Source organism: Pedobacter sp. 01T416_2 (assembly GCF_056398925.1).
In genome coordinates this window covers 1-5,753 of record NZ_JBFTQI010000681.1, presented here as the reverse complement: position 1 = coordinate 5,753, position 5,753 = coordinate 1, and the positions used below count along the sequence as shown (strand labels likewise).

The 5,753-nt window shown below is 37.7% G+C and carries 5 protein-coding genes; 2 read left to right on the top strand and 3 right to left on the bottom strand.

Translation table 11 applies throughout. The features are described from left to right. A partial coding sequence (locus tag AC1DPQ_RS22380; protein ID WP_477610919.1) for a sensor histidine kinase occupies nucleotides 1–2,048 on the top strand: 2,048 nt, incomplete at its 5' end. A 38-nt stretch (nucleotides 2,049–2,086) separates the two neighbouring features. On the opposite strand, the gene AC1DPQ_RS22375 is transcribed toward AC1DPQ_RS22380, so the two are convergent. Continuing rightward, complete coding sequence (locus tag AC1DPQ_RS22375) at nucleotides 2,087–2,524, bottom strand: hypothetical protein (RefSeq protein ID WP_477610918.1); 438 nt, start codon at nucleotides 2,522–2,524, stop codon at nucleotides 2,087–2,089. Next, complete coding sequence (locus tag AC1DPQ_RS22370) at nucleotides 2,502–2,891, bottom strand: hypothetical protein (RefSeq protein ID WP_477610917.1); 390 nt, start codon at nucleotides 2,889–2,891, stop codon at nucleotides 2,502–2,504. Before AC1DPQ_RS22370 ends, AC1DPQ_RS22375 begins: the two co-directional genes overlap by 23 nt. 206 nt (nucleotides 2,892–3,097) lie before the next feature. On the opposite strand from AC1DPQ_RS22370, the gene AC1DPQ_RS22365 reads away from it, so the two are divergent. Continuing rightward, the gene (locus tag AC1DPQ_RS22365; RefSeq protein WP_477610916.1) at nucleotides 3,098–4,642 is read left to right on the top strand and encodes a glycoside hydrolase family 10-like protein; all 1,545 of its coding nucleotides are present in this window, start codon (nucleotides 3,098–3,100) and stop codon (nucleotides 4,640–4,642) included. A gap of 6 nt (nucleotides 4,643–4,648) precedes the next feature. On the opposite strand, the gene AC1DPQ_RS22360 is transcribed toward AC1DPQ_RS22365, so the two are convergent. Then, complete coding sequence (locus AC1DPQ_RS22360) at nucleotides 4,649–5,671, bottom strand: LacI family DNA-binding transcriptional regulator (protein ID WP_477610915.1); 1,023 nt, start codon at nucleotides 5,669–5,671, stop codon at nucleotides 4,649–4,651. Nucleotides 5,672–5,753 lie beyond the last annotated feature (82 nt).

Sequence of the window (5,753 nt, the reverse complement as noted above, 5' to 3'; positions counted from 1 at the left end):
CTGATACACCACCGATTGATAAATATAAAAACCTGGTTGAGGCAGGCTCTGTTAAAATTGATGGATCTAACTTTTTTTATCAGGTTAACAATACATTTGGTTATCRGGATTACTTTGGTATCATTTCGGTTGTAGATAGTGGCAGTTTATTAGGCACGCTTATTATCGAACTCCGCTCGAAGCCGTATAATTATAACAATCGCCTACCCGATCTCTTAGGGGATCAAAAAATGATCAAAGATGAAGATTTTAAGGGTTATTCCATTGCCTTGTACAGCAATAATAAATTGCTTAATCAATCTGGAAATTATACTTACCCTTTAGATGGAAGCATATTTAAAGGTAAAAAGGATGATTTTATAACCAGTAATGATGATAAACTTCGTTACAGCCATTTAATTTATAAGCCTACTGATAGCAAAATGGTTGTAATCAGTAAAGAGAAGGTAGATTATGTAGAACGTTTAGCTGCGCTATCGTTTTTCTTCCTGATATTTATCATCTTCTCTTTGTTGCTTTATGGTTTAATATGGCTAATCAAAAATCTCGATGATGATAAGGTGGGCTGGTTTAGTATCAATAGATCTTTAATGATCAATGCCAATAAAATTTTGTACAAAACCAGAATCCAGGTATCTATAGTGTTGGCAGTTGTGGCAACGCTGGTTATTGTAGGTTGGGGAACTTACTATTATATGAACAATGAGTACCGTGGGCAGCAGGATACCATATTAAAAGATAAGATAAGGAAGGTTCAACAGAATTTTGAAAAGCAGATTTTTAGTAATGGTATTATTGCAAACGACGAGAATGCGGCAGCAGATTTTAACAATTTTGCAGATATCAATAATGCGGATCTGAACCTATACGATCTAAGTGGTAACCTGATCATGACCACTTATCCAAAACTCTATAACTATAAAATTATTGGTAAAAAGATGGGTCCATCAGCCTTTGCTTCTTTAGGAGGCTTACATCGATCAGAATTTATTAATGCTGAAGAAAAGATAGGCAACTTAACCTACGCTGCAGCATATGCCCCCATCAGGAATGCACAAAATAAAACAATTGCCTATATCGGCCTGCCAAATTACTCTACCGAAGAAGAATATACAGATAAACTGGCACTTTTTGTAAGTAACCTGATTAATCTTTACGCCCTGGTATTTGTGGCTATTGGCGTATTGGCTGTATTTTTGGCCAATCAGATTACCAGTCCCTTAACTTTTATTCAGGAAAGTATTAGTAAAACGAAAATCGGGCAAAAGAACGAGCCCATCGTATGGCGTAGGCATGATGAGATCGGCTCTTTAATTAAGGAGTATAACCACATGATTGCGGCCTTAGAAGATAGTGCGATTAAGCTCGCCAGATCGGAACGGGAGAGTGCCTGGCGCGAAATGGCGAAACAGGTTGCCCACGAAATCAAGAATCCGTTAACGCCTTTAAAATTAGGTGTTCAGCTGTTAGAAAAATCGTGGAAAGAAAAAGATCCAAACTTCGAACTGAAGTTTAATAAATTTAGCAAATCGTTTATAGAACAGATTGATAGCCTTTCGAAAATTGCTTCTGAGTTTTCTAATTTTGCCAAAATGCCCGATACCAATCTGGAGCGCCTTTCTTTACTTCCGATTATTGACCAGGCGAGAGAAGTATTTAAAAGCACGGAAAATGTAACCATTGATGTGATTGATAAAAGTGAGAAGGACATCGAAATCATGGCCGATCACGATCAGCTTTTGAGAACATTTAACAACCTGCTTAAAAACGCAATAGAAGCTATTGATGAGGAAACTTTATGCTGCATCACCATCATTATATATGTAGATGCAAAAAATGCATATATCGAAATAAAAGATAATGGAAAAGGCATCCCACCAGCCCTGCACGATAAAATATTTGTACCAAACTTCACTACAAAAACGTCAGGTACAGGTTTAGGTTTAGCTTTTGTTAAGCAGGCTGTAGAAAATGCGGGAGGTTCAATTAAGTTTACCTCAATAAGCGGTTTAGGAACAACGTTCTATCTGAACTTTCCTTTAGCTTAAATTAAAACAGGTAGCGGTTGGTTAATCAGAGGTGAGATTTATCTCAGCTCCACTTGAGCCTTGCCCATGGTATTACCATCAGCATATAAAATAACGGTATATATGCCTTTTATAAATGGTTTAGGATTTGCCCAGTCGATAACATAGGTACTGTCATCGTTATTGTAGTTAATAAAAATAGAATGGCTGAACTGCATATCCTGCCCATCAGCCTCAAAATGGTTTTCCTCGTCTGCAAGCAGGTTCCCAGCGGGATCGAATACCCGGAGATAAATGTTATGATGTCCTTTTTCTGCTAATTGGTTAGGCACAACATTAAAGCGCACGCTTAACTTTTCGGCGGTAGATGATTTGGTTACTTCAACTTTTTTACCACTTGATTTCGTTCTGAAAGCGATAATTTCGGCAGATTGAAGCTTTAATACCGCAGCAGTTTTAACTTTCGCATTTAGATTAGCGTTTTCGCATCTGATCATTGTAGTTCTTAACAAATGTCTTCAGCTCGTTTATTTGTACATTGGCTTTGTCGAGTTCGCTTTGGGTAATCTGGTTTTTTTCTAAAGCCGCTTTAAGTTCTTCAATTTTTACCCGGGCAAGTTTCTGCTCTTCAACAAGTTTCTCGTTTAAATCCAGGTTCAATGCATTAACCTTATCCAGCTCAACCTCAATCTTTTCTACCTCGAGCCGCAGTTTATCCTTCTCTGTGCTAACTGTAACAAATCTTTCACTTTGCTGTCGATCTTTAAAAAACAAGTAAGCATTTGTGCCAATTAAAGCTGCAATAACGATGACCAGGAAGTAAATTTTGTTTCTATCACCCTTATTAATCTTTTGTGGTTCCATTTTTAATAACGCTGTATCTTCTGTAAATTAATATACTTTTGTTCTCCATAGGTAAATGGGTGTACACAATTAATTTTAGCAGGGCGCAAATTAAATTTTTTAAAAACTTATAAGAGTTTTTAAAAAAAATCGTTTACTTGCTAATGTTCATTTGTATTCAAATCAACACAAACACACAACCTGAATAAAAAAATAAGACAGAAATAATGCTTAAAAACTTCCTATACGCACTTTTATCTTTAACTGTAGTACCTTATATATTAAATGCACAACCTTTATCAAAAATTGCACCAAAAAGGGAGTTTAGGGGTGTTTGGGTGGCTACTGTTACCAATATAGACTGGCCATCGAAGCCAGGTTTAAGCATCGATCAACAAAAGCAGGAGCTGATCGGTATTTTAGAAAGACATAAAAGTCAAGGGATGAATGCAATTATTTTGCAGGTTAGACCAGCAGCCGATGCGTTTTACGCAAAATCCAGAGAGCCCTGGAGCCAATGGTTAATGGGTAAACAAGGTTTAGCACCTGCACCTGGTTACGACCCTTTGGCCTTTGCCATTAAAGAAGCCCATTTCAGGGGAATGGAACTTCATGCCTGGTTTAATCCTTATAGGGCAAGTATGAGCAGTACCGCTGTTTTAAGCGAARACCATGCTTATCGTAAACACCCTGATTGGTTTTTTACCTATGGTGGCAAAAAGCAGTTTGACCCGGGTATTCCAGATGTAAGGGAATATATTGTTCAGGTAATTTTAGATGTAGTAAAAGGATACGATATTGATGGAATTCACTTCGACGATTATTTTTACCCTTATAAAGTAGAGGGGCAAACGATTAACGATGGTAATACTTTTTACAAATACCCGAATAATTTTTCAGATATAAAAGACTGGAGGCGCAACAACGTCGATCTGCTCATCAAGCAGCTGGATGATAGTATTCACCACTATAAAAAATGGGTAAAATTTGGTATTAGTCCTTTTGGTATCTGGAAAAATAAAAATGAAGATCCCGAAGGTTCTGCTACCAGTGGCCTATCCAATTATGCAGAACTTTTTGCCGATAGCCGTAAATGGGTTAGAGAAGGCTGGGTAGATTACATCAACCCTCAAATTTATTTTACGTTTACCAGAAGAGTTGCTCCCTATGGTATTTTGGTCGACTGGTGGAGCAATAATACCTTTGGTAGGCATGTTTATATCGGACAGGGTGCTTATCTGGTAAATTCGAGGGCAGAAGCAGCATGGAAAAACTTAAGTGAAATACCAAATCAGATTAGATACATAAGAAATAACAACCGAATTCAAGGGAGCGTGTTTTTTAGTTCTAAATCATTAAGTACAGTTGCTAAAGCTGTGGGCGACTCCTTAAAGAATGATTTTTATAAGTACCCTGCTTTGCCACCGCAAATGCCATGGCTGGATGAAGTGCCGCCAAACGAGCCCCAGGCATTAACAGCTGATGCACTAAAAGATGGTGTGCATTTAAAATGGCAACTTCCCTTAAAGGCAAAAGATGGAGAAACGGCCTCAGGATTTGTAATTTACCGCTTTAGTGAAGGAGAAAAAATTTCGGTACTCGATCCTAAGAACATTGTTAAAATAAGCTTTGAAGATTATCTTTCATATATTGATACCAGTGTAGAAAGTGGAAAGCGGTATAGCTACCTTGTAACTGCGCTAGACCGACTAAAAAATGAAAGTGAACCGAGTGGTCCTGTTGGTATCGAAGTTCCTTTAGCGAAAGAATAATAAGCGCTATTTATCTTTCTTATTGGTTGATTCTCTTTCTACAACAGCAGGATCGAGCACGATATGCTCCATGWTGGCGTATGGGCTCTCCTGATTAATCATTTTCAGAAACATTTTAGCACATTCTTTGCCCATTTGTGACGCATGCTGATCAATTGTTGATAGGTTAGGTGTAATGTAAGCGGAGAAAGCTTCATTGGCGAAACCAATTACACCAACTTCAGGGGGTGTTTCATCAATCTCTTTAAGCTTTTTAATTACACCTAAGGCGGTAAAATCGTCACCCGCAATAATAGCATCAGGCTTGTTTCTGCTGCGCATTAACCTGCCAGCGCCAAACCGACCGTCTTTAATGGATAAACCGCCAAAAATAATATGTTCTTCCATTAGCGGAAGGTTATGGTCTGCTAAGGCTGCTTTGTATCCTTCTAAGCGATCGTTAAATATTTTAATCTGATGAACGGTGGTTACAAATGCAATTTTTTTATAACCCTGATCGATTAAATGTTTCGTAGCGATATAACCTGCCTTAAAATCATCAAGTGTAATGGTAGGGACTTTTAGCTCCAGATCTACCCGGTCGAATAAAATAAGTGGTTTATTTTGCTTAATAATTTCGGCAAAGTGCGAAACATCTTTTGTTTCTAAAGACATGGAGGCCATAATACCATCTACCTGTGCCTCTAGTAAGGTTCTTACGCCGTTTATTTCGTTCTCTACAGATTCGTTAGATTGGTAAATAATAACACGGTAGCCGCTGTCTTTGAGTCCGTCTTCTATACAATGGATGATAGATGCGAAGAAGTGTGCCTGTACACTTGGTACAATTACACCAATAATATGGGTTTTGCCAGATTTTAATGCAGAGGCGAGTTTATTCGGGCTATAGTTTAATTTTTTAGCCATTTCAACAACAGCCTTTCTGGTGGCGTCACTTATTGCCGGAAAGCCACTAAGTGCCCTTGAAACTGTTGATACAGTAATATCAAGCTCCTTGGCTATATCGTATATGGTGGTTTTCTTTTTCAATTGCAGAGGGGGACAATCAATTATAGCGTAAATTTACTAAACCTTAATAATAATGTTCTTTTTATACATAAAATATAATAAC

Coding starts and splice junctions, on each gene's coding strand:
- AC1DPQ_RS22375 (WP_477610918.1), bottom strand. CDS start 2,524: ATGATCAGATGCGAAAACGCTAATCTAAATGCGAAAGTTAAAACTGCT.
- AC1DPQ_RS22370 (WP_477610917.1), bottom strand. CDS start 2,891: ATGGAACCACAAAAGATTAATAAGGGTGATAGAAACAAAATTTACTTC.